Genomic DNA, 20,538 nt, shown 5'->3' with positions numbered 1-20,538 from the left:
ATCGTGTAGTAGCATTGCCAGAGGGGCAAGGAAGCTCGAAAAAACACATTTATGCCGGTCTGCCTGCACAAGTCAAACAGAAGCGGCATGATACAAAACGGCTATTGTCACATAAACGGCTGAGCGGGTGCGGCAAACGTGCGCGCCAGGGCTTGCCCTTTGGCATCGAACAGCAGGCAGCGCTGCGGCGGCAGGTGCAGGCGCATGGCGTCGCCCGCGTGGCGCAAGCCTTCCTCGGCCGGCAGCTTGACGGCCAGCATATCGTTCACCCCCGGCATGCTGGCGTAAACGATGGCCACGTCGCCCAGGTATTCCACATGGCTGACGGCCGCGTCGACCACGTTGTCGCCCGCATTGCTGCCTTGCTGCAGGCTGACATGTTCGGCGCGCACGCCCAGGGTCAGCTGGTCGCCCGGCGCCACGGTCTCACCCTGCGCTTCGACGTCGATGACGGCGCCGCCAGGCAGGCGTACGGCCACGGAGCCGGGGCCAGAGGCGACGGCCTCGCAAGCGACGAAGTTCATCTTCGGCGCGCCGAGGAAGCCGGCCACGAACAGGTTGCCGGGATTGTTATACAGTTCGTGCGGACTGCCCACCTGCTCGATGCGTCCGCCGTTGAAGACGACGATGCGCTCGCCCAGGGTCATGGCCTCGACCTGGTCGTGCGTGACGTAGATCATGGTCGTCTTCAATTCCTGGTGCAGGCGCGAGATTTCCACGCGCATCTGCACGCGCAGCGAGGCGTCGAGGTTCGACAGCGGTTCGTCGAACAGGAAGACCTTGGGTTTGCGCACGATGGCGCGGCCGATGGCCACGCGCTGGCGCTGGCCGCCCGACAGGTCCTTCGGCTTGCGTTTCAATAAAGGCGTGATCTGCAGGATGTCGGCCGCACGCTCGACGGCGGCGCGCACCTCGGCCTTTTTATGCCCGGCCAGGGAGAGGGCGAAGGCCATGTTCTCGAACACCGTCATGTGCGGATACAGGGCGTAGCTCTGGAACACCATGGCCAGGCCCCGCTCGGCCGGCGCGATATCGTTGGCCAGCTGGCCGCCGATATGCAGCTCGCCATCCGTGATGTCTTCCAGCCCGGCGATCATGCGCAGCAGGGTCGATTTGCCGCAGCCCGATGGCCCCACGAAGACGACGAATTCGCCGTCGCGGATATCGAGGTCGATGCCGTGGATGACGGGGTGCTTGTCGTCGTACAGCTTGACGATGTTCTTTAAAGCGATATGTGCCATGAAATGCTTCTATCCTAGCTTGCGCTGGCCGGTGCAGAGGTGGCGCCGGCGTCAGATGGGTTGGAGGTATCCTTCGGGCCGATGCGCATGAAGCGCGACAGCACCAGTACGGGGATGGCCGATATCAGCACCCACAGGAAAAAGGTCTTGTAGCCGAGCGCCGTCTGGATGTCGCCGCTGATCATCTTGAACAGCACGGAACCGAGCTGCATCACGCCGGTGGCGAATGCATAGTGGGCCGTCTGGTACTTGCCGACCGAGACGACCTGCATCATGAACAGGATCAGGCCGACGAAGCCGAAGCCATAGCCGAACATTTCCACGCTGAGCGCGGCGGTGATCAGGGTCAGGTCGGTCGGCATGCTGTGGCTCAGGTAGTAGAACACCAGGTTGGGCAAGTTCATGGCCAGGATCAGGAAGAACATGGCGCGTTTCAGGCCCAGCCAGGAAGTGAAATAGCCGCCGCCGATGCTGCCGAGCAGAAAAGCGACCGTGCCGGCCGTACCGTAGACGGCGCCCACTTCCGTCGTCGACAGGCCCAGGCCGCCCAGTTCGCGCGCTTCGCGCAGGAACAGCGGGCCGATGGTCTGCACTTGCGCCTCGCCGGCGCGAAACAGGATGATGAAGGCGATCATGCCCCAGATGCCCGGTTTTTTCAGGAAGTCGACCAGTACGTCCCACAAGGTGCGGCTGATGCCGGCCACGCTCTTGTCGGTCACGGCCGCGTTGCGCACCTGCGGCAGCGCCCACAAGTGGTACGCGGCCAGCGACAGCATCATGGCGCCGATGATCAGGAAGATCACCGACCATGCCGGCTTGATGCCGATTTTTTTCTCCAGGTAGCCGGCCAGGATCACCAGGCCGCCCAGCGAAATGAATTTGCCGGCGTTGAAGAAGGCCCCTTGCCAGCCCGCGTAGGCGGCCTGCTGCTTGTCCGACAGGCTGGCGATGTACAAGCCGTCGCAGACGATATCGTGCGTGGACGAGGCCAGGGCGGCGACGAACAGCACGGCGATGCAGGCGGCGAACCACAGCGGCGTTTGCAGCGCCAGCGCGATCAGGCCCAGGCTCAGGCCACCGAGAAACTGGAACAGGACCACCATGGTCTTCTTGCTCGACGCCAGTTCCAGGAAGGGACTCCATAGCGACTTGAAGACCCAGGCAAAGCCGATCAGGCCCGTCCAGCGGGCGATCTGGTCGTTCGGCACGCCCATGCTCTTGAACATCAGGCCGGCCACCAGGGCCACGGCGTAAAACGGCAGGCCCTGGGCGAAGTACAAGGTGGGTACCCAGGTGATCGGGCTGCGGACTTTCTTGCTGATGCTGATGCGCTGGTCGTGCATGGAGGCTTCCTTATCGAGAGACGTTTTCATTTGACTGCGCCGTCCATGCCGCGCATGAAGAAGCGTTGGGTAAACAGGAAGGCGAGCAGGGTCGGCACGATGGTGATCAGGGTGCCGGCGGCGATCACGCGCGTGCTGCTGCCGAACGTGCCGCGCAAGTACAGCACGCCCACCGACAGGGGGAATTCATCGGGCTTGCTCATGACGATGGACGGCCAGATGTATTCATTCCACGATTCGACGGCCGTCAGGATGCCGACGGTGGCCAGCCATGGCGTGATCAGGGGCAGCATGATGCGGCTGAAGATGACCCACTCGGACGCGCCATCGACACGCGCCGCGTCGATCAGGTCTTGCGGCACTTCCTCGAACGCCTGCTTGAGCAGCAAGATGGCCACGGCCGTCACCACGTTGGGCAGGATCACGCCCGTGTAGGTGTCGACCAGGCTCATTTGCGTGATGGTGATGAAGTTGACGAGGAAGTTCACTTCCGACGGCAGCACCAGGGTAGCGAGGATCAGGCCGAACACGAGTTTGCGGCCGCGGAATTTCAGGCGCGCCAGCGGATACGCGGCCAGTGAACACAGCAGCAGTTTCCAGAACACGGTAAACACGGCGATCAGCACGGAATTCTTGAAGAACGACCAGATCGGGATCGCCTTGAACACTTCGATGAAGTTGGCCAAGGACGGCGCCTTCGGCCAGAAGGTGGGCGGGAAGGCGAAGATATTGCCTTCCGTGGAAATGGCCGTCACCAGGGTCCACCAGAACGGGAAGACGCAGACGACGGCGATCGCGCACAGCACGGCGTAGTGGCCCAGGATGTGCAGGCGCGTTGTCAGGGGGCGGGAGCGGTTTTTCATGGTCATTCCCGTGTCAGCGGTGCTTCGGTTTCAGATAGCGCAGGCACAGCAGGGCGATGCCGATGCAGAACAGCGAGACGACGAAGCTGGCCGCCAGCGCACGCGGCAGTTTCAAGTGCTTCAGCCCCTGGTCATACGCGTAGTACAGCGCCGTGAAGGTGGAATTCATCGGCCCGCCCTGGGTCAGCACGTCGACTTCCTGGTACGCCTTCAGGGCCGCCAGCACGGACAGGATGGAGCACAGCATGATGGTCGGGCGAAGCATCGGCACGGTGATCTTCCAGAAGCGCTGCCAGCGGTTGGCGCCATCGAGCATGGCCGCCTCCTGCATGTCCGACGGGATCGATTGCAAGGCCGCCAGGTACATCACCATGTACCAGCCCAGGCCGCGCCACAGGGTGACGAACATGACGGCAAACAGGGCCAGGCTGTCGTTCGTCAGCCAGCCCACGGGCGCGTTCACCAGCCTTAACGTCATCATCACGTAGTTCAGCGCGCCCTGTTCGTGGAACATGAAGCCCCACATGATGCCGACCACGGAGACGGTGGTCACCACGGGCACGTAGAAGGCGGCGCGGAACAGGCGGATGCCGGGCAGGCGGTTGTTCACCAGGACGGCAAGCACGATGGCGCCGACCTGCACGAAGGGCACCATCAGCAAGAACATCAGCGAATTTTTCAGGCCCGAGACGAACATCTCGTTGTTGAAGATGTAGCGGAAGTTATCGAGGCCGACGAAGCGCGTCTCGCGTATCAGGCTGTAATCGGTAAACGCCAGCACGGAGCCATAGCCGACGGGCCAGAAGGAAAAGGCGGCCAGCAGCAGCAGGGCCGGGGCGAGGAACAGCCAGGCTTGCAAGGTATGGCGATGGGCGAGTTTCATGGTGTCCTTGTTGCCTTAATGGCGCGGCAGGGTGGCCAGCTTGCGGTTCCAGATGGCGACGGCCTGGTCCAGCGCCTGCTTGACATCCTGCTTGCCCGTCACGCCTGCTTCGACGGCTTTCACGAGCGAGCGGCGCAGCTCGTCGTAGTCGTCGATGCCGGCCACGTACAGGGTGCGCGAGTGGCCCATCGACAGGGCGCCGGCGGCCACCGCCTTTTCAGCCGCGCCCGCGTTTGCCGGCGTGGACAGGAAGAATGGATCTGCCGCCGCCTTGACGGTGGTGGGAAAGACGCTGGCCTGGCGCGCGAATTCCAGCTGGTTGGCGTCGTTCGTCAGGAAGCGCGCGAACTTGCCCACCGATGGCAGCTGGCGCGCCGGCACGCCTTTCGGAATGGCGAAATGCACGAGCCAGCCGCCGTCGGCGATGCCGGTGGGGCCCAGCGGCGCGGGCGCCACGTCGGTGATGGCGTAGATGTCTTTCGCGTCGCCGCGGATGCGCTGCATGGCTGTCGGCGGCGCCAGCAGCATGCCCAGGCGACCGCCCTTGTAGGCGTCGATCACGGCCGGGAAATTGTCTTCGGCGAACAGGCTTTCCTTCAGCAGGCCACCGGCCTTGTAGGTGTCGGCCAGCTTTTGTACCAGCGCCACGTGCTGCGGCGAATTGAAGACGGCGCGGTTGTCTGTGATGACGGCCAGGCCCTGCTGCATGAACAGGCCGTCGATTTTTGACAGGGCGGGGGCGATGCCGGCCTTGCCCGTGCGTTGCGCGATCTGGCGCGCGTACGCCAGCTGTTCATCGAGGCTGGCGGGGCCGCGCGTGAGACCCGCCTGCTTGAAGATGGCGCTATTGAAGGCGATCACCGCGACATTGCTGTACATGGGAAAACCGTAGGTGCGGCCCTTGAAGCGCAAGTCGTCCAGGGCGCTGGGAATGAAGCTGGCGCGCGCTTCCTGGATCAGGCCATCGACTGGCGTGAGCAAGCCGTCGCGCGCAAATTCGTCGGCCCATGGCACGTTCAGGCTGACCAGTGCGGGCGGCGTGCCGGCCACGATGCGCGTGACCAGCTTGGTCTGGATGACGTCCCACGGGAAGTCGATCCATTCGATCTTGACGCCGGGATTCTGCGCCTCATAGCGCGCCACCACCGTATTGAAATACGGCGTGAACTTGGGCTTCATGCTGAAGGTCCAGAATTCGATTTTCTCGGCAGCCCATGCCTGCGGCGCGAGCAGGCCCGCGCAGGCAACAACCGCCAACAGTCTCTTGATCGTCATTTTTATCCTGGAGCGTGGCGCTCCAATGTCCATGAGTCCGCGGCGCGGGTACATGCCCTTGCCGTCGCTTATATTCGGGTGCTTCTGCCGGCAGCCGCGCCCCGTGCCGGGGGCGCAGCTGCCGGGGAGTGCTTAGTTTGTTTTTGTTACCTTGCTCAAGTGACGCGGCGCATCCGGGTCCATGCCGCGCGCGGCCGACAGCTTGGCCGCCATCACGTAGAAGGACTGGATGGCGACGATCGGATCGAGGTCCGGCGTGGCCGCCACGGGCAGGGTCAGGTCGCGCTCGGCCACGTCGGCGGGGGCCGCCAGCAAGACCTTGGCGCCGCGGCCGCGCATTTCGCTGGCCAGTTGCAGCAGGCCGGCCTGGGTCGGGCCGCGGGTGGCAAAAATCAGCAGCGGGTAGCCGTCTTCGATGAGGGCCATCGGGCCGTGCTTGATTTCGGCGCCGCTGAACGCTTCCGCCTGCAGGGCCGAGGTTTCCTTGAATTTCAAGGCCGACTCCAGCGCCACGGGGAAGCTGATGCCGCGCCCGACGACCATGATGTTGCGGGCCGGGGCCAGCACGTCGATGGCCGGCGACCAGTCGACGCGTGTCGCTTCGAGCAGCGCCTCCGGCAGCGCTTCCAGGCCGCCCAGCAGTTCGGGGTCGTTCTGCCACTGGGCCACCATGCGCGCACCGGCGACGAGGCTGGTGATGAAGCTTTTCGTGGCGGCGACGCTTTGTTCCTTGCCGGCGCGCAGGGGCATGGCCCATTCGGCGGCGTGCGCCAGCGGCGAATCGATGTCGTTGACGAGGGCCACGGTGGTGGCGCCGCCGTCGCGGAAATAGCGGATCGGCTCGACCACGTCCGGGCTCTGGCCCGATTGCGAGATCGAGATGGCCAGGGTGTCGCGCGTCACCAGCGGCGATTTGTTCAGGGTGACCAGCGACATCGGCAGCGAGGCCACGACACGGCCCAGGCGCGCCATGATCAGGTAGGCGACGTAATTGCAGGCGTGGTCGGAGCTGCCGCGCGCGATGGTCAGCGCGGTCGAGAACGAGGTGCTCCTCAATTTGCGGCCCAGTTCCGCGTAGCGTTCCGTGTCGCTGGCCAGTTGCAGGGCGACGCATTCGGCGGCGGAAATGGCTTCTTTAAGCATCATTGAGGTCACAGATTTCTCCTTCTATATACACAGCTTTGAGTTTGAGATCGCGATCGAGTACCACCAGATCGGCGTAAGTGCCGGGGGCCAGCCGGCCGCGTTCTTCCAGGCCCAGGTAATCGGCGGCATTGGTCGACACGCGCTTGGACGCGTCGGCCAGGTCCAGTCCCAGTCCCACCAGGTTGCGCAGCGCCTGGTCCAGGGTCAGGGTGCTGCCCGCCAGTGTGCCGTCGGGCAGGCGCACGCCGCCCATGCATTTCTGCACGGCGTGGCGGCCCAGCATGTATTCGCCGTCCGGCATGCCGGTGGCGGCCGTCGAATCGGTAACGCAGTACAGGCGCGGGATGGCGCGCAGGGCCACCTTGATGGCGCCCGGATGCACGTGCAGCAGGTCGGGGATCAGTTCCGCGTATTCGGCGTGCGCCAGGGCGGCGCCGACCATGCCCGGCTCGCGGTGGTGCAGGCCGCTCATGGCGTTGAACAGGTGCGTGAAACCCATGGCGCCGTGCTCCAGCGCGGCCACGCCGTCTTCGTACGAACCGAGCGTGTGGCCGATCTGCACGCGCACGCCGGCGTCGGCCAGGGCGCGCACCAGGTCCAGGTGACCGGCGATTTCCGGCGCCACGGTGATGACGCGCAGCTTGGCCAGCGTTTGCAGGCGCTCGATTTCAGCCAGGGTGGCGGCGCGCGCGAAGTTCGGCTGCGCACCGAGCTTGCCCGAATTGATGTACGGGCCTTCCAGGTGGGCGCCCAGCACGCGCGCCGTGTTCGGGCGGCGGTGGTTGGCGGCGATGCCGATGGCCGTCAGAGCCATGTCGATGTCTTCCGGCGGCGCCGTCATGGTGGTGGCCAGCAGGCTGGTGGTGCCGTGGCGCGCGTGGATGGCCGCGATGGTGTAGACGGCTTCGCCGCCTTCCATGATGTCCTTGCCGGCGCCGCCATGCACGTGCAGGTCGATAAAGCCGGGCAGAATATAGTCGTCGCTGTTGTTCGACGGGTGAAGGGAATCGCCCGTGATGCTGTCGACCCGCTCGCCGAAGGCGATGGCGCCGTGGATCCAGCCGCCGGGGGTAAGGATATTGCCTTTGATAGTGCTGCTCATCTGCGCGACTCCGCTACGAATTCATAATAATCACTGCGGCAATACGAGTGGGTCAGTTCCACCGCTGCGCCGTTGTCGAGATAACTGACACGGGTGATGTGCAGCATGGCTTCACCCGTCTTGATATTGGCCAGCTTGGCCTGTTCCGCCGTGGCGTTGACGGCGCGGATATGCTGCAGCGCGCGCATCGGGATGGTGCCGCGCGACTCCAGGTAGCCGTACAGCGAATCGGTCACCTGCTGCGGGTCCGGCATGTACAGGGCGGGGATGGTGGTCGTTTCGATCGCCATCACCACTTCATCGGCCGTGCGCAAGCGGCGCAAGCGCGCCACCGGCATGTGCGGCGACAGGCCCAGCGACAGCAGTTCCAGCGGCGCGGCCGAGCCGATGTCGCGCTGCAGCCAGCGCGAGCCGGCCGTAAAGCCCCGTTGGCGCAATTCTTCCGAAAAACTCGTCAGGCGCGACAGCGGCTGTTCCAGCTTGGGCGTGATGTAGGTGCCCGAGCCGCGCTTGCGCGTCAGCATGCCCCGGTCGCACAGCATGTCGATGGCCTTGCGCGCCGTGACACGCGAGATTTCCAGGATGTCCGACAGCACGCGTTCGGACGGCAGGGCCTGGTTGGCGCGCCAGTCGCCGCTGGCGATGCCGTCCGACAGCATGTTCGCCAGCTGCATGTAGAGCGGCGTGTCGCTGGCCGGATTGGGTTTGAAGGTGGACAGTTTGGCCAGCATGGTCATTGCTCCTGCAAGTGCTTGCGTATCAGGCGCAGACCGCCTGCGGCCGAGTCGCCCTGTGCCGGCACGACCAGTTGCAACAGTTCCGCCGGCAGGTAGCCCGACAAGGGGGCCGCCAGGCCGCCGCACAGGGCCACGGGCAAGGCGCCGGCCGGGTCGAGCGCCCTGGCGATCAGCGCGATCTGCCGGCCCGCATCGACCAGGATAGTGCGCGCCACGGCATTGCTGGCCGCGTGTTCGAGCACCAGGCGCGCCAGTTGCGCGAAATTGGTCTGGCTGGCGGCCGCCAGCCACACCTGCATGGCGTCGCGCTGGCCGCCGCAGGCGTCGATGACGGCCGTGGCGAAGGCGCTGCCGGGCACGCGACCGTCGACTACTTGCTGCGCATGGTTGATGGCGCGCATGCCGATCCAGGCGCCGCCGGCCTCGTCGCCGGAAGGGAAGCCCCAGCCGCCCACCTCATGGCGGCTGCCGTCCGCGTGCAGCACTTCGCCCACGCTGCCCGTGCCGATGGCAACAATGGCGCCCGGCTGGCCCGCATGCGCGCCCAGCAGGGTGGTCAGGGCATCCGATTCGAGTGCCACAAAGGCATAGCCGGGATTGTGTTCGACGAAGCTGACGGCCCACTGCTTGTTGTGCACGCCGGCCAGGCCCAGGCCGATGGCCATGCGCTGCAAGGATGGCTGTTCCAGGCCGGCCGCGCGGAAAGCCAGGGTGACGGCCTGCGCCACGGAGGTCCAGGCCCGTTCGATGCCCAGTCCCAGGCCGGAAGGGCCGCTTTGTCCCTGCGCCAGTTCCTGGCCGTCGAGGCGCGCCAGGCGTACGCGGGTACCGCTTCCCCCGCCGTCGACGCCGATTATGTATTCGATCATGTTATGCAGTCCCGCGTTTGGTTGAGTGCGCCTGTCTTGGTTCTTTTATTTGTCGGGCGGCGAAAAAGCTGAAGGCACTATATTGTCGCCCAGATGGCTTGTCAACAGGTATTTAAGTGGTATTAATAAATGCGTTGCGCGGCGTCCCGCCATGCCCGACGGATTGATTGCAAGTCATTGTTAATGAAGGATTTTTTATGGATGCCGAATGGTATTGAAATTGGCCTTGTTTAATGCCAATTTTTTCCAACTGGTCTGTGGTCGGGCGTGCGCTATTGCTTGTATGCATGCTTGGCAAGGGGCGCCATGAAGAGTAAAGTCCGCTTTTTACACCTGAGTTGGAAGAGCATGATGAGCGACAAGGCAGCAAAGAGCGAGTACTGGGACGACTGGCAGCAAGAGGCGCTGGCCGCCGGTGTGTCGGCGCCGCTGGCCGCGCTGGGCATGGAAATGATGCGCACGCACCGCAAGAACCGCTGGCCGAAGGATTTCCTGGGCCGCGAAAGCGATGGCCCGGTCATGATCGAAATGTGCCTGGAAGATGAGGCGGAAACGGAATTGTTCTTTATCGAGAACCTGTATCCCTACGATGCGGCGCTGATCGAAAAGACGCGCCGCCGTCTGTGCCTGCACTGATCGTGCGCTGACGTGTGACTGGAACGGCCGCCTTGCGCGGCCGTTTTCACGTCAGGTGCTGAATTTTTCGCTGCTGGTGGTGGTGCTGGTGCGCATGCGCAGGCTCAGCAGCATGACAGCGACCAGCAGCAGCGAATGCGTGCCCGGTTCATGCGAACCAGGAGCGCGCCGGTTGGCGTCCTGCGACTGGAAACTGGCCAGCCGCGTGGCTGGGGTGGCCGGCGCCGCCTGGTAGGTTGCCGCCTGCATCGGCTGTGTATCCGCCGCATAAGTGTTGCCAACGGCCCAGAACGACAGGGCCGCGCCCAGCAAGATCATTCTTCTCATCATGTTGTCTATTTCCGCCGAGGGCTGCAAGTCGATTACACATGGTCAGCCGTATGCCGGCCATGTCCTGTCCCCAGTTTGTATGCTTGTTTCAGTGCTGGTCGCGCCACACCGAAATGATATCTATTTATAAAGTCCGTGTATTAAAACATAATAGAATGAAAATGCAAACGTCTTTTTGCAAATAAGCGCATGCGCTGCCTGTGCTTGCCGGGCGGGATCTATTGCATGGGGGAAATGACGTGGCATTTTCATGGGGGAGTGTCATAATGGCCCAGGCATTTCCGCCCATGCATGGAGTAGATGATGAGCAAGGCACAGGACAGCAAGAAGGAAGCCAAGAAGGAACCGGCCAAGACCATGAAGGAAAAGAAGGAAGCCAAGAAGGTCAAGAAAGAAGAGCGCAAGCGCTGATCATGCGCATGCGCCGTTCATCGATGTGCTCGTGGCGTGCGCCGGCCCTGCTGGCGGCGTTCGCCCTGCTGGCCTGCGGCGTGCCCGTGTCCGGCGTGCTGGCGCAGCAAAAACCGCCGCCGTCCACGTTCGGGCAAGTGGTGGGCAATGCCGTGCTGTGCATCGACCAGATCGACAACAAGGCTTTTTATGCGTATCTGCTGACGGCCTTCGGCCCCGCCTACAAACATGAAGGGGGCGCGTACTGGTTCCGCACGGACGCCACCTTGTGGGGCGCGCCGATTAGCGACGTGATCGTCAGCGACGATACCAGCCCCCTCGTCTTCATGGGCGTGGTGGCGGACTCGACACCGGAAAAGCTGGAGCCGGCCATTCGTGGCGTCTCGGGCCTGCGCTTCAATAAACTCGACAATTCCGCTTTTCCTGTCCGTGGTTCCGTGCCTGGCAGTAAAATCGTCTACTTCCGCAGCAAGGCGAAAGTCTATTGCGCCAAATACAAGCCGTTGCCGCCCGCCCGCACCCGGTGAGGGTATCGGCTTGCCGCCGCGCATTTTGATCGTTTCATCCGCAGGGTCTCCATGTACACGCATTATTTCCAGCTCAAGCAATCGCCGTTTTCGATCGCCCCCGATCCGCGCTACCTGTTCATGAGCGAACGCCACCGCGAAGCGCTGGCGCACCTGCTGTATGGCGTGGGCAGCGGCGGCGGCTTTGTGCTGCTGACGGGAGAAATCGGCGCCGGCAAGACCACCGTGTGCCGCTGCTTCATGGAACAGATTCCGGAAAATTGCCAGCTGGCCTACATCTTCAATCCGAAACTGTCCGTCGAGGAATTGCTGCTGTCGATCTGCGAGGAATTCCGCATCGCCCTGGCGCCCGGCGTGGCCAGCGTGAAAGGCTATGTCGACGCCATCAATGCGCACCTGCTGGCCAGCCATGCGCAGGGCAAGAACAATGTGCTGATCATCGACGAAGCGCAAAACCTGTCCGCCGCCGTGCTGGAACAGTTGCGCTTGCTGACGAACCTGGAAACGAGCGAGCGCAAGTTGCTGCAGATCATCCTCATCGGCCAGCCGGAATTGCGCGCCATGCTGGCTCGGCCGGAACTCGAGCAGCTGGCGCAGCGCGTGATCGCCCGCTATCATCTGGGGTCGCTGACGGCGGACGAGACGGCCAGCTACATCCGCCACCGCCTGGCCGTGGCGGGCAGCACGGCGCAGACGCCGTTCGCGCCTCGCCTGATGGCGCAAATCCATGGCTTGAGCAAGGGAGTGCCGCGCCGCATCAACCTGCTGTGCGACCGCGCGCTGCTGGGCGCCTACGTGGAAAACCAGCCGCAGGTGACGCGCCAGATATTGCGCCGTGCCGCCGAGGAAGTGTTTGCGGAAGAGGGCAAGCCGGCTACTGGACGGGGCCTGCGCTGGCCCCATGTGGCGGGCGGCGTCTTGGCCGGCGCCGTCGTCACGGCCGCGCTGGCCTGGCATTTCATGCCGCGCCCGTCCGCTGTGCCCGCTGTACCTGCCGTGGCCGCCTCTGTGCCGGCCTCCGCCTCCGCCGTGGCGGCTGCCGCCGCATCCGCATCCACGCCCGCGCCCGCCAAGGTGCCGGACCGCAACGCCGTGCTGCGCCAGCTGGCCAGCCTGTGGGGCGAGCAGTTGCCGGCCGGCGATGCTTGTCAGGCGGGCGCCCGCGCCGGCCTGCGCTGCCTGCACAGCCGGGGCGGCATCGCCGAGCTGCGCGTGCTGGACCGTCCCGCCATGCTGGCCTTGCGCGATGCGGATGGTACGGAACAGCTGGCGCTGCTGACGCGCGTGCAGGACGAGAGCGCTACCTTGATGCTCGATGGAAAACAGCAAAGCCTGCCGTTGGCCCAGCTGGCGCAGCGCAGCGATGGCAGTTTCACGACCTTCTGGCGCGCTCCGCGCAGCTGGCGCGACGAAGTGCCGCTGGGCGCGCGCGGCGCCGACGTGGACTGGCTGGCGCAGCGTCTGGCGCAACAGCGGGGTTTGCCGGCGCCGGTCGCCAATCTGCCGCTCGATGCCGAGATGCAAGGCCAGTTGCGCGCGTTCCAGCTAAGCCAGAAGCTGCGGGCCGATGGTCTGGCGGGCCCGAAAACGTACATACGCCTGATGCAGCTGGGCGATAACGCGGAGCCGCGCCTGAGCAGCGCGGCTCCTGTCGTGGCAGCGCCCGCTGCGACGGCGATGGTGGCGGGGAAATAAGATGTCCTACATACTTGAAGCACTGAAAAAATCGCAAGCCGAGCGCCAACTGGGTGAGTTGCCGTCGATCCACGCACCGCAAGTGCAACTGCACGATGGCGCAGCGTCCGGCGCGGCGCGGCGCACTCCCGTCTGGCTGGCGCTGGGCGGCGTGGCGGTGGCCGTGGCTGCCGCACTGCTGCTGTGGCAGCCTTGGCAGGCGGCAGCTACTGCGCCTGCGGCCGCTCCTGCCGTGCCGGCCCAGGCCATGCCCGCGCCCGCGCCTGTGCAGGTAGTCGTCCCGCCAGCAGTTCCTGTGCCGGCGCCTGTGGCCGTGGCCGTGCCGCCGGCGGCCATCGCCGCGCCCGTGCACCATGCCAGGCCCGTGCCGGAACCCAGGCAGGAGTCGCCAATCCCCGCTCCGGCGCCGGCCGTGCCCGTACCCGCGCCGGCGGCCGCAGCCGAAGAGACCGTGCCCGGCATGCGCGACTTGCCCGAGCCGATACAGCGTCAAATTCCCCCCGTCGCCATCGGCGGCTATATCTATTCGAAGAATCCGGCCGACCGCTTGCTGCTGATCGACAAGGTCCTGCGCCACGAAGGCGAGGAACTGGCGCCCGGCCTGGTGCTGGAAAAGTTGCAGCCGAAGGCGGCCATCTTCAGTTTCAAGGGCTATCGCTACCGCGTGCCGTATTGAGTTGTTGCGCATCAAGGCCGGGCCGCCATAGCTGAACCATACTGGCCTGGCCTGGTCGAACCAGGGTCGCTGCGACCGTGTGCGCGGCCGGGGAGTTCTGATGATTGCTGCCGCAGCTGGTGAGGGTGTCCTTGATGTGCATGGCTTGGGAAACCTGGCGCGCATCGACCATATCGTCGTGCTGATGATGGAAAACCGTTCATTTGATCACATGCTCGGCTACCTGAGCCTGGAAGGCGGGCGCACCGACATCGATGGCTTGCAGGCCAGCCATGCGAACGTGCATGCGGGCGTGAGCTATCCCGTGCATCATTTGCGGCGCACGGCCTTTGGCCCACAGCAAGACCCGTCGCATACGGGCATGTCGGTGGCGCAGCAATTGCAAAACAATAATGGCGGCTTTGTCGACGACTATGCGCAAACGCATCCAGGTGACTCCGACATCGATCTGGTGATGGGTTATTACAATGCATCCGACTTGCCCATGTACGATTTCCTGGCGCAGCAGTTTTGCGTCTGCGACCGCTGCTACAGCTCCGTTCCGGGCGCCACCTGGCCCAACCGCCTGTATGCGGTCAGCGGCAAGGCGGCCGGCAGCCGAGACAGCAAGCGCGTGCCCCTGTATACGAACAAATCCTTCGTGCGCCACTTGGACCGCGCCCAAGTCAGTTGGAAATTTTATTCTGCCTGGAAGCCCTGGAGCCTGGCGCTGACGGACGACCATTATCGTTCATCCGAGCTGTACGAACCGTTCGGCTCCAGTGCGCGCCGCTATGGTTTCATCGGCGATGCGCTGGCGGGCGCCTTGCCCTCGGTCAGCTGGATCGATCCGCATTTTTTTGAGAATGACGACCACCCGCCGGCCGATATCCGCGCCGGCCAGGCGCTGGTGGCGCAGGTCTATCAGGCCCTGTCGCGCGGACCGGCCTGGGCACGCACCTTGCTGATCCTCAGTTATGACGAGCACGGTGGCTTTTTCGACCATGTACCGCCTGGCCCCGCCATCGACGACGACCCCGCGTTTCGCCAGTACGGCGTGCGCGTGCCCATGCTGCTCGTGTCGCCGCTGATTGCGCCAGGCAGCGTCAGCCACGTGGTGGTCGACCACACGTCGATCATCAAAACCATCCTGCAGCGCTTTTGCCGCGCCGCCGATGGCGCCTTGCCCCAGATGGGCGCGCGCGTGGCGGCCGCCAGCGGCCTGGGCGCCGTGCTGACCCTGGCGCAAGCGCGCGCGGCGCCTGCCGTGCCCGCTGCTGTGCTGGCGCAGCGCGCCGCATGGGAGGCGGATGTGCGGGCGCGGGATTTTACTCCGCTGGCGCCCGCTTGCCAGCCTGATGGCGAGGTGGCCGCCGTTGCCGCCGTACCGTTCCAGTCCGATGCCGAGGCGGGCGCGATCGCCGCCCACCGGCAATTGTCGCGCACGGCCAGGAATGCGCAAGCGGCGAATAGTAAAACGGCGGGCAAAACGGCGGGCGCGGCAGCGCCGAAGCCGGCGGGCAGGCGCCGGCGGCAGGGCGGCAAGCCGGCGCCCGCCGGCGCCAGGGATGGCGGGAAATCCACGGGCGCTTGACTTGGGTGAGGCGCTGGACGATGCGCCGGCGGTCGCGTCCGTATGGCTGCGTATAATCATTCCTTCTCAATCAAGGAGTGACCATGCACGATGCGATGCCCGCACACCCTGTACTCGGTGTGATCGGCCGTTCCGGTAGCGGCAAGACGACCCTGCTGGAATTTGTGGTGAAGGAACTGGCGGCGCGCGGCTTGCGCGTCAACCTGGTCAAGCACAGCCACCATGACCTGGCGCTGGAACCGCCGCAAAAGGACAGTGCCCGCCTGCGCATGGCCGGGGCGGCGGAAGTGCTGGTGGCGTCGCCGTATCGTTTTGCCATCGTGCATGAGCTGCGTGGCGCGCCCGAGCCGAGCCTGGCGCAGCAATTGGCCCGCATGGGGCCGGCAGACCTGACCCTGGTTGAAGGTTTCAAGACGGACCCCATCCCCAAGCTGGAAGTGTTCCGCCCGGAAGTGGGGCAGGCGCCCCTGTATCCGCATGACCCGCATGTGATCGCCGTCGCCTCCGACAGCCCGGCGCCGGCCGACCTGCGCGAGGGCGTGCAATGGCTGGACTTGAATGCGCGCGAGCACTTGCTGGCCTGGTTGCTGCTGCAGATGGAAAATAAGCTGGAAAAATAAGCTAAAGGTTTGCCGGCGGCATCCGTTAACAAGGGTAGAACCTCATTGGAGAAACGTATGGACGTCGGAAGCATTGCTCAACTGTCAACCACGATGGCGGAGACAGGCACGCGGCAAGCCGTCGGCTTGACTGTCCTGAAAAAAGCCCAGGATATCCAAAGCTCGACTGCCACTGCCTTGCTGGCAGCGTTGCCACCGGTACAGTCGGCGCCAAGCCTGCCTGCTCACCTCGGTAACCGCATCAATACGACAGCCTGAGCGCAGTCCCGCGGCGCCAGCCTGGCGCCCGCTATATCGATGCCCACACTACCGTCATCGGCGGTGGCGCGTGGGCGTTTTTGTCTGTCTTCCTTCCGCCTTCCTTCCCATCACTGCCAGCTTGACTGATTGAACATGGTTCGCCATGACACGGCCGATTCAGTAGAATGACGTCCATCGTCTCGCGTTGCTCATCGTGCAGCCCGTGCCGTGCCGTGATTTACGATTACTTTGACCCAAGCAAGAGGAATCCACATGAATAAACGTCAAGCTCTCATCGCCGCCGCCCTCGCTGGCATCTGTGCCGGCACCACCATCAACGCGGCCGCGCATGATGGCCCCGCTCCCGGTGACAAGGAAAAATGCTATGGCGTGGCCAAGGCGGGGCAGAACGATTGCGCCTCGTCCGATGGCGCGCATTCCTGCGCTGGCCAGGCCGAGGCGGACAAGCTGCCCACGGAATGGACCTATGTTGCCAAGGGCACGTGCGAACAGGCGGGCGGTTCCGTCAAACCCATCAAGGCCGGCAAGGCTGCCAAACCGGCCACCCAGCCCTAAGCGTCCGCCGCCTGCCCATGCCGCCGCCCATCCAGGCCCTTGCCGGCGTCGGCCTGCGCGCCGCGCATTACCGCGACTTCCTGACGCGCCGGCCCAAGGTCGGCTGGCTCGAAGTGCACACTGAAAATTATCTGCAGCCGTCGGGCTGGGATAGTCACGTGCTGCGGACCCTGCGCGAGGATTACCCGATCAGCCTGCATGGAGTAGGCCTGGGCCTGGGTTCCGCGCGCGGCTTTTCGGAAGCCCATTTGCAGCGCGTGCGCGCCGTGGTCGAGCGCATCGAGCCGGTCCTCGTGTCGGAACACCTGTGCTGGAGCGCGGTGGCGCAGCAGCAACTCAACGATCTGTTGCCGCTGGCCTTGAATGGCGCCGCCCTCGATTTACTGTGCGCGCGGGTGGGGCGAGTGCAGGATGTGCTGAAAAGGCCGATCTTGCTGGAGAATGTCTCCACTTGCCTGCGTTTTGCCGACGATGCCATGAGCGAGGCACAATTCCTGGCCGAGCTGGCGCGCCGCAGCGGCTGTGGGTTGCTGCTCGATATCAACAACCTGTATGTGAACCAGTGCAATCACGGCGAGGACGCCATGCTTGCCATGCAGTCCATCGCGCCGGGCAGCGTGGGCGAGCTGCACCTGGGTGGCCATTTGCTGACGCCGCACGCCGTGATCGACCACCATGGCGCTACCGTTGCCGAGCCCGTCTGGGAGTTATATGCGGCCGCCTTGCTGCGCTTTGGCGCCATTCCCACCCTGGTCGAATGGGACACGGATTTGCCGCCGCTCGATATCCTGCTGGGCGAAGCGGACAGGGCGCAGGCCATGCTGGCGCGCCATGCGCCGCAAACGCCATCATGGCAGGCAGCAGCGCCGCCGTCCCCGCCACCACCCGTGTCGCCGCCTGCGCCCCATGCTGCGCTGGCGGCCTGCCAGCAATCGTTTGCCACGGCCTTGCTCGATACCGTGGTGCCCCTGCCATCGTTCGCGGGAGAATCGGTGGCGCAGCGTTTTTCACTATACCGCGGCAACTTGGGCGCCACGTGGCGCCGTACCCTGGGCCACGCCTACCCCGTCGTGCTGGCGCTGGTGGGCGAGGCATTCTTTGGCGGCCTGGCGCGCGCGTATGGCCGCCAGTATCCGTCAGATAGCGCCGATTTGAATCAGTTTGGCGAGCGTTTCGCCGATTTTCTCGCTATATTCCCGCCCGTGACGCAGTTGCCTTATCTGCCGGACATGGCGCGCCTGGAATGGGCCGTGCACCTGGCCCATTACGCGGCCGATGCGCAGGGCCTGGCGGCCGAGTCGCTGGCCGCCCTGCATCCCGATCAACTGGAAGCGCGCTGTTTTACCTTGCATCCTGCTTGCGTCTTGCTGGCCTCCAACTGGCAAGTGGCGCCCCTGTGGCAGGCGCATCAGGATGGTGAAGGGCAGGGAATGTTTCCGCAGGATATGCAGGTGGCCAGCTATGCGCTGGTATGCCGGCCGCGCTGGAAAGCGCAGGTGCTGATACTGGATGCGGCTGCGCATGCAGCCTTGGTAATGCTGCAGCAGGGACAGGCGTTTGGCGCCGCGCTCGATGCGGCGTTCGAACTGGACCCGGCATTCGACCTGGCCGCACACTTGCGCCAGTGGCTGGCGCATGCGGTGTTGACGGCGTGACTGTTTATTCGAAGGCCCGCAGCAGGCGCGCTTCGCCCGTCTGATCGCGGTACAGGGCATTCGCGGCCAGGGTGGCGTCCATCATGCGCGTCACTTGCTCTTCTTCAAAGCGGGCCAGCTCGGCCGTGGCCGCGACGAGGGCCAGTTCCAGCCTGGCGCGCGCGCTCTGGTACAGACTGCTGGTGTATTTGTCTGTGTTACGCAGCAATTCTTCCGCGTTTTCTATTACCTGGCGCAAGTCGCCAATCAGGCGTTCCTGGCTGCGCGTACCTTGTTCGGGATGGTCCATGGCGCTTCCCTTCTGCAATCGATATTCATCTGGCAATAACGACGTGTTGCAGCTTGATCCAGACACCCGGCTGGCATGGGGCTGCTTTCGCGCCCCATGCCGGGGTCACACTGGAGCGACGACCGTGATACGGATATCGCCCACGCTGACGACCTGGCCGGCGCGGATCTTGGCGGTCTTGCGCAATTCCTTCTTGGCATCGACCTTCACCACGCCGCTATCGACCATGACCTTGCCTGCGCCACCGCTGTCGCACAGGCCGACCAGCTTCAACAGCTGGTTCAGCTCGACGAACTCGGATGTTAAATCAAAGCTTACTTTTTGCATTGTATCCCTTATTGCAATGATGTGTTTTCAACACTTGATGACGACCTCAACTAACTCGTAGTTTACCTGAAGCCGCCAGCAATGCAGGGTGGAAGTCAGCTTTTGTTGGGCCGCGTCATCTCCAGAGGCACGATCCACGCGCTGAATTGCTCCTCCGTTACAAAGCCCAGGGCCAGCGCCGCTTCCTTCAAGGTCGTGCCTTCGTGCTGGGCCTGCTTGGCGATTTGCGCCGCCTTGTCGTAGCCGATGTGCGGCGCCAGCGCCGTGACCAGCATTAAGGAACGCTCCATCAGTTCGGCGATGCGCTCACGGTTCGGCGCGATGCCGTGGGCGCAATGCTCGTCGAAGCTGCGCATGCCGTCGCCCAGCAGGCGCGCGCTTTGCAGGAAGTTGTGTGCAATCAAAGGCTTGAAGACGTTCAGCTCGAAATTGCCCGAGGCGCCCCCCACCGTGATGGCCACGTCGTTGCCGAAGACCTGGCAGCACAGCATGGTCAGCGCTTCGCACTGGGTGGGGTTGACCTTGCCCGGCATGATGGAGCTGCCCGGCTCGTTTTCGGGGATCGTGATTTCACCGAGGCCGGAGCGGGGGCCGGACGCCATCCAGCGCACGTCGTTGGCGATCTTCATCAGGGCCGTGGCCAGGGTTTTCAGCGCCCCATGGGCGGCGACGAGGGCATCGTGGGCGGCCAGCGCGGCAAACTTGTTGCTTGCCGTTTCGAACGGCTGGCCCGTCAGGCGCGCCAGTTCTTGCGCGATGCGGCCGGCAAATTCCACGTGGGCATTCAATCCCGTGCCGACGGCCGTGCCGCCTGCGGCCAGCTGCAGCAGCGGCGGCAACGATGCCGTGATGATGTGCTCGGCAAAGTCCAGCTGCGCCACGTAGCCGGAAAACTCCTGGCCCAGGGTCAGCGGCGTCGCATCCTGCAAATGGGTGCGGCCGATCTTGACGATGTCGGCAAATTCCGTCGCCTTCGCGTCCAGGGTGGCGCGCAGCTGGCGCAGCGGCGGCAAGACCGTGTTGGCGACGGCCAGGGCGGCCGCCACGTGGATTGCGGTCGGAAAGATGTCGTTCGAGGACTGGCCCAGGTTGACGTCGTCGTTCGGGTGCAGCAGGCGCTCGGCGCCGCGCAAGCCGCCGATCAGCTCGGAGCCGCGGTTGGCCAGCACTTCGTTCATGTTCATATTGCTTTGCGTGCCAGAGCCCGTCTGCCAGACCGCCAGCGGGAATTCCGCGTCGTGTTTGCCGGCCAGTACTTCGTCGGCCGCCTGCGTGATGGCCACGGCTTTCTTGCCATCCAATAGGCCCAGGTCCAGGTTGACGTGGGCGGCCGCGCGCTTGACGGTGGCCAGGGCGGCGATCAGTTCAGGCGGCATCTTTTCCGTGGAGATATGGAAGTGCTCAAGCGAGCGCTGCGTTTGCGCTCCCCACAGCCGGTCGGCGGGTACGTCGATCGGGCCGAAACTGTCGCGTTCGATTCTGCTACTCATGACATCCCTTTCATCGATAGAGGTGGATCGAGTG

Annotated in this window: 22 protein-coding genes; 9 read left to right on the top strand and 13 right to left on the bottom strand. The window is 64.4% G+C overall.

Annotated features, from left to right (window positions below):
- Positions 1 to 107: 107 nt before the first annotated feature.
- The 9 genes from GYK42_RS11965 to GYK42_RS11925 all read right to left on the bottom strand — a co-directional run bounded on the left by GYK42_RS11965 (position 108) and on the right by GYK42_RS11925 (position 9,459).
- Complete coding sequence (locus tag GYK42_RS11965) at positions 108 to 1,241, bottom strand: ABC transporter ATP-binding protein (RefSeq protein ID WP_166447683.1); 1,134 nt, start codon at positions 1,239 to 1,241, stop codon at positions 108 to 110.
- 14 nt (positions 1,242 to 1,255) lie between these two features.
- Positions 1,256 to 2,584, bottom strand: coding sequence for an MFS transporter (locus GYK42_RS11960; protein ID WP_166447682.1), 1,329 nt, complete (start codon positions 2,582 to 2,584; stop codon positions 1,256 to 1,258).
- Positions 2,585 to 2,610: 26 nt separating this feature from the next.
- Entirely contained in the window at positions 2,611 to 3,447 is an 837-nt protein-coding gene (locus tag GYK42_RS11955; RefSeq protein WP_166447681.1) for a carbohydrate ABC transporter permease, read from the bottom strand.
- 13 nt (positions 3,448 to 3,460) lie between these two features.
- Complete coding sequence (locus tag GYK42_RS11950) at positions 3,461 to 4,330, bottom strand: carbohydrate ABC transporter permease (protein WP_166447680.1); 870 nt, start codon at positions 4,328 to 4,330, stop codon at positions 3,461 to 3,463.
- Between the two features lie 15 nt (positions 4,331 to 4,345).
- Positions 4,346 to 5,605: an ABC transporter substrate-binding protein gene (locus GYK42_RS11945; RefSeq protein WP_166447679.1), complete on the bottom strand. Its 1,260-nt coding sequence runs from the start codon at positions 5,603 to 5,605 to the stop codon at positions 4,346 to 4,348.
- A 132-nt stretch (positions 5,606 to 5,737) separates the two neighbouring features.
- Entirely contained in the window at positions 5,738 to 6,751 is a 1,014-nt protein-coding gene (locus tag GYK42_RS11940; protein WP_046685311.1) for an SIS domain-containing protein, read from the bottom strand.
- Positions 6,741 to 7,853 carry an N-acetylglucosamine-6-phosphate deacetylase gene (gene nagA, locus GYK42_RS11935; protein ID WP_166447678.1) on the bottom strand — a complete coding sequence of 371 codons (1,113 nt, stop codon included), beginning with the start codon at positions 7,851 to 7,853 and terminating at the stop codon, positions 6,741 to 6,743. The genes GYK42_RS11940 and nagA overlap by 11 nt, the downstream gene beginning before the upstream one ends.
- A complete protein-coding gene (locus GYK42_RS11930; protein WP_046685618.1) occupies positions 7,850 to 8,584 on the bottom strand; it encodes a GntR family transcriptional regulator in 735 nt (244 codons plus the stop codon). Before GYK42_RS11930 ends, nagA begins: the two co-directional genes overlap by 4 nt.
- Before the next feature lie 2 nt (positions 8,585 to 8,586).
- The gene (locus tag GYK42_RS11925; protein ID WP_166447677.1) at positions 8,587 to 9,459 is read right to left on the bottom strand and encodes a BadF/BadG/BcrA/BcrD ATPase family protein; all 873 of its coding nucleotides are present in this window, start codon (positions 9,457 to 9,459) and stop codon (positions 8,587 to 8,589) included.
- Positions 9,460 to 9,807: 348 nt separating this feature from the next.
- On the opposite strand from GYK42_RS11925, the gene GYK42_RS11920 reads away from it, so the two are divergent.
- On the top strand, positions 9,808 to 10,095 hold the full coding sequence (locus GYK42_RS11920; protein ID WP_230492017.1) for a hypothetical protein: 288 nt from the start codon (positions 9,808 to 9,810) through the stop codon (positions 10,093 to 10,095).
- A gap of 51 nt (positions 10,096 to 10,146) precedes the next feature.
- Here GYK42_RS11920 and GYK42_RS11915 read toward each other — a convergent pair whose 3' ends face one another.
- Positions 10,147 to 10,425, bottom strand: a complete 279-nt coding sequence (locus GYK42_RS11915) for a hypothetical protein (protein WP_166447676.1) — start codon at positions 10,423 to 10,425, stop codon at positions 10,147 to 10,149.
- 413 nt (positions 10,426 to 10,838) lie between these two features.
- Here GYK42_RS11915 and GYK42_RS11910 point away from each other — a divergent pair, with 413 nt between their 5' ends.
- The 8 genes from GYK42_RS11910 to bufB all read left to right on the top strand — a co-directional run bounded on the left by GYK42_RS11910 (position 10,839) and on the right by bufB (position 18,398).
- Positions 10,839 to 11,363: a hypothetical protein gene (locus GYK42_RS11910; protein WP_166447675.1), complete on the top strand. Its 525-nt coding sequence runs from the start codon at positions 10,839 to 10,841 to the stop codon at positions 11,361 to 11,363.
- Positions 11,364 to 11,414: 51 nt separating this feature from the next.
- Positions 11,415 to 13,058, top strand: a complete 1,644-nt coding sequence (locus tag GYK42_RS11905; RefSeq protein WP_166447674.1) for an ExeA family protein — start codon at positions 11,415 to 11,417, stop codon at positions 13,056 to 13,058.
- Position 13,059: 1 nt separating this feature from the next.
- Positions 13,060 to 13,734 (top strand): general secretion pathway protein GspB, encoded by a 675-nt coding sequence (locus tag GYK42_RS29565; protein WP_166447673.1) that lies wholly within the window; start codon positions 13,060 to 13,062, stop codon positions 13,732 to 13,734.
- Between the two features lie 100 nt (positions 13,735 to 13,834).
- A complete protein-coding gene (locus GYK42_RS11895) occupies positions 13,835 to 15,307 on the top strand; it encodes an alkaline phosphatase family protein (RefSeq protein WP_166447672.1) in 1,473 nt (490 codons plus the stop codon).
- 83 nt (positions 15,308 to 15,390) lie between these two features.
- The gene (gene mobB, locus GYK42_RS11890) at positions 15,391 to 15,927 is read left to right on the top strand and encodes a molybdopterin-guanine dinucleotide biosynthesis protein B (protein ID WP_166447671.1); all 537 of its coding nucleotides are present in this window, start codon (positions 15,391 to 15,393) and stop codon (positions 15,925 to 15,927) included.
- Between the two features lie 57 nt (positions 15,928 to 15,984).
- A complete protein-coding gene (locus GYK42_RS11885) occupies positions 15,985 to 16,185 on the top strand; it encodes a YjfB family protein (protein WP_034781856.1) in 201 nt (66 codons plus the stop codon).
- 255 nt (positions 16,186 to 16,440) lie between these two features.
- Positions 16,441 to 16,743, top strand: a complete 303-nt coding sequence (locus tag GYK42_RS11880; RefSeq protein WP_166447670.1) for a BufA1 family periplasmic bufferin-type metallophore — start codon at positions 16,441 to 16,443, stop codon at positions 16,741 to 16,743.
- A 17-nt stretch (positions 16,744 to 16,760) separates the two neighbouring features.
- The gene (gene bufB / locus GYK42_RS11875) at positions 16,761 to 18,398 is read left to right on the top strand and encodes an MNIO family bufferin maturase (RefSeq protein WP_166447669.1); all 1,638 of its coding nucleotides are present in this window, start codon (positions 16,761 to 16,763) and stop codon (positions 18,396 to 18,398) included.
- Positions 18,399 to 18,402: 4 nt separating this feature from the next.
- On the opposite strand, the gene GYK42_RS11870 is transcribed toward bufB, so the two are convergent.
- The 3 genes from GYK42_RS11870 to fumC all read right to left on the bottom strand — a co-directional run bounded on the left by GYK42_RS11870 (position 18,403) and on the right by fumC (position 20,504).
- Positions 18,403 to 18,687, bottom strand: a complete 285-nt coding sequence (locus GYK42_RS11870) for a hypothetical protein (RefSeq protein ID WP_034759786.1) — start codon at positions 18,685 to 18,687, stop codon at positions 18,403 to 18,405.
- A 105-nt stretch (positions 18,688 to 18,792) separates the two neighbouring features.
- The gene (locus GYK42_RS11865) at positions 18,793 to 19,014 is read right to left on the bottom strand and encodes an RNA-binding S4 domain-containing protein (protein ID WP_166447668.1); all 222 of its coding nucleotides are present in this window, start codon (positions 19,012 to 19,014) and stop codon (positions 18,793 to 18,795) included.
- 95 nt (positions 19,015 to 19,109) lie between these two features.
- The gene (fumC, locus tag GYK42_RS11860; protein ID WP_058051170.1) at positions 19,110 to 20,504 is read right to left on the bottom strand and encodes a class II fumarate hydratase; all 1,395 of its coding nucleotides are present in this window, start codon (positions 20,502 to 20,504) and stop codon (positions 19,110 to 19,112) included.
- Between the last annotated feature and the right edge of the window lie 34 nt (positions 20,505 to 20,538).

The organism is Janthinobacterium lividum, from assembly GCF_011601275.1.
Classification (GTDB): Bacteria; Pseudomonadota; Gammaproteobacteria; order Burkholderiales; family Burkholderiaceae_D; genus Janthinobacterium; species Janthinobacterium lividum_E.
The sequence above is the reverse complement of the archived record's forward strand: the minus strand, read 5'-3'. Positions and strand labels throughout refer to the sequence as shown.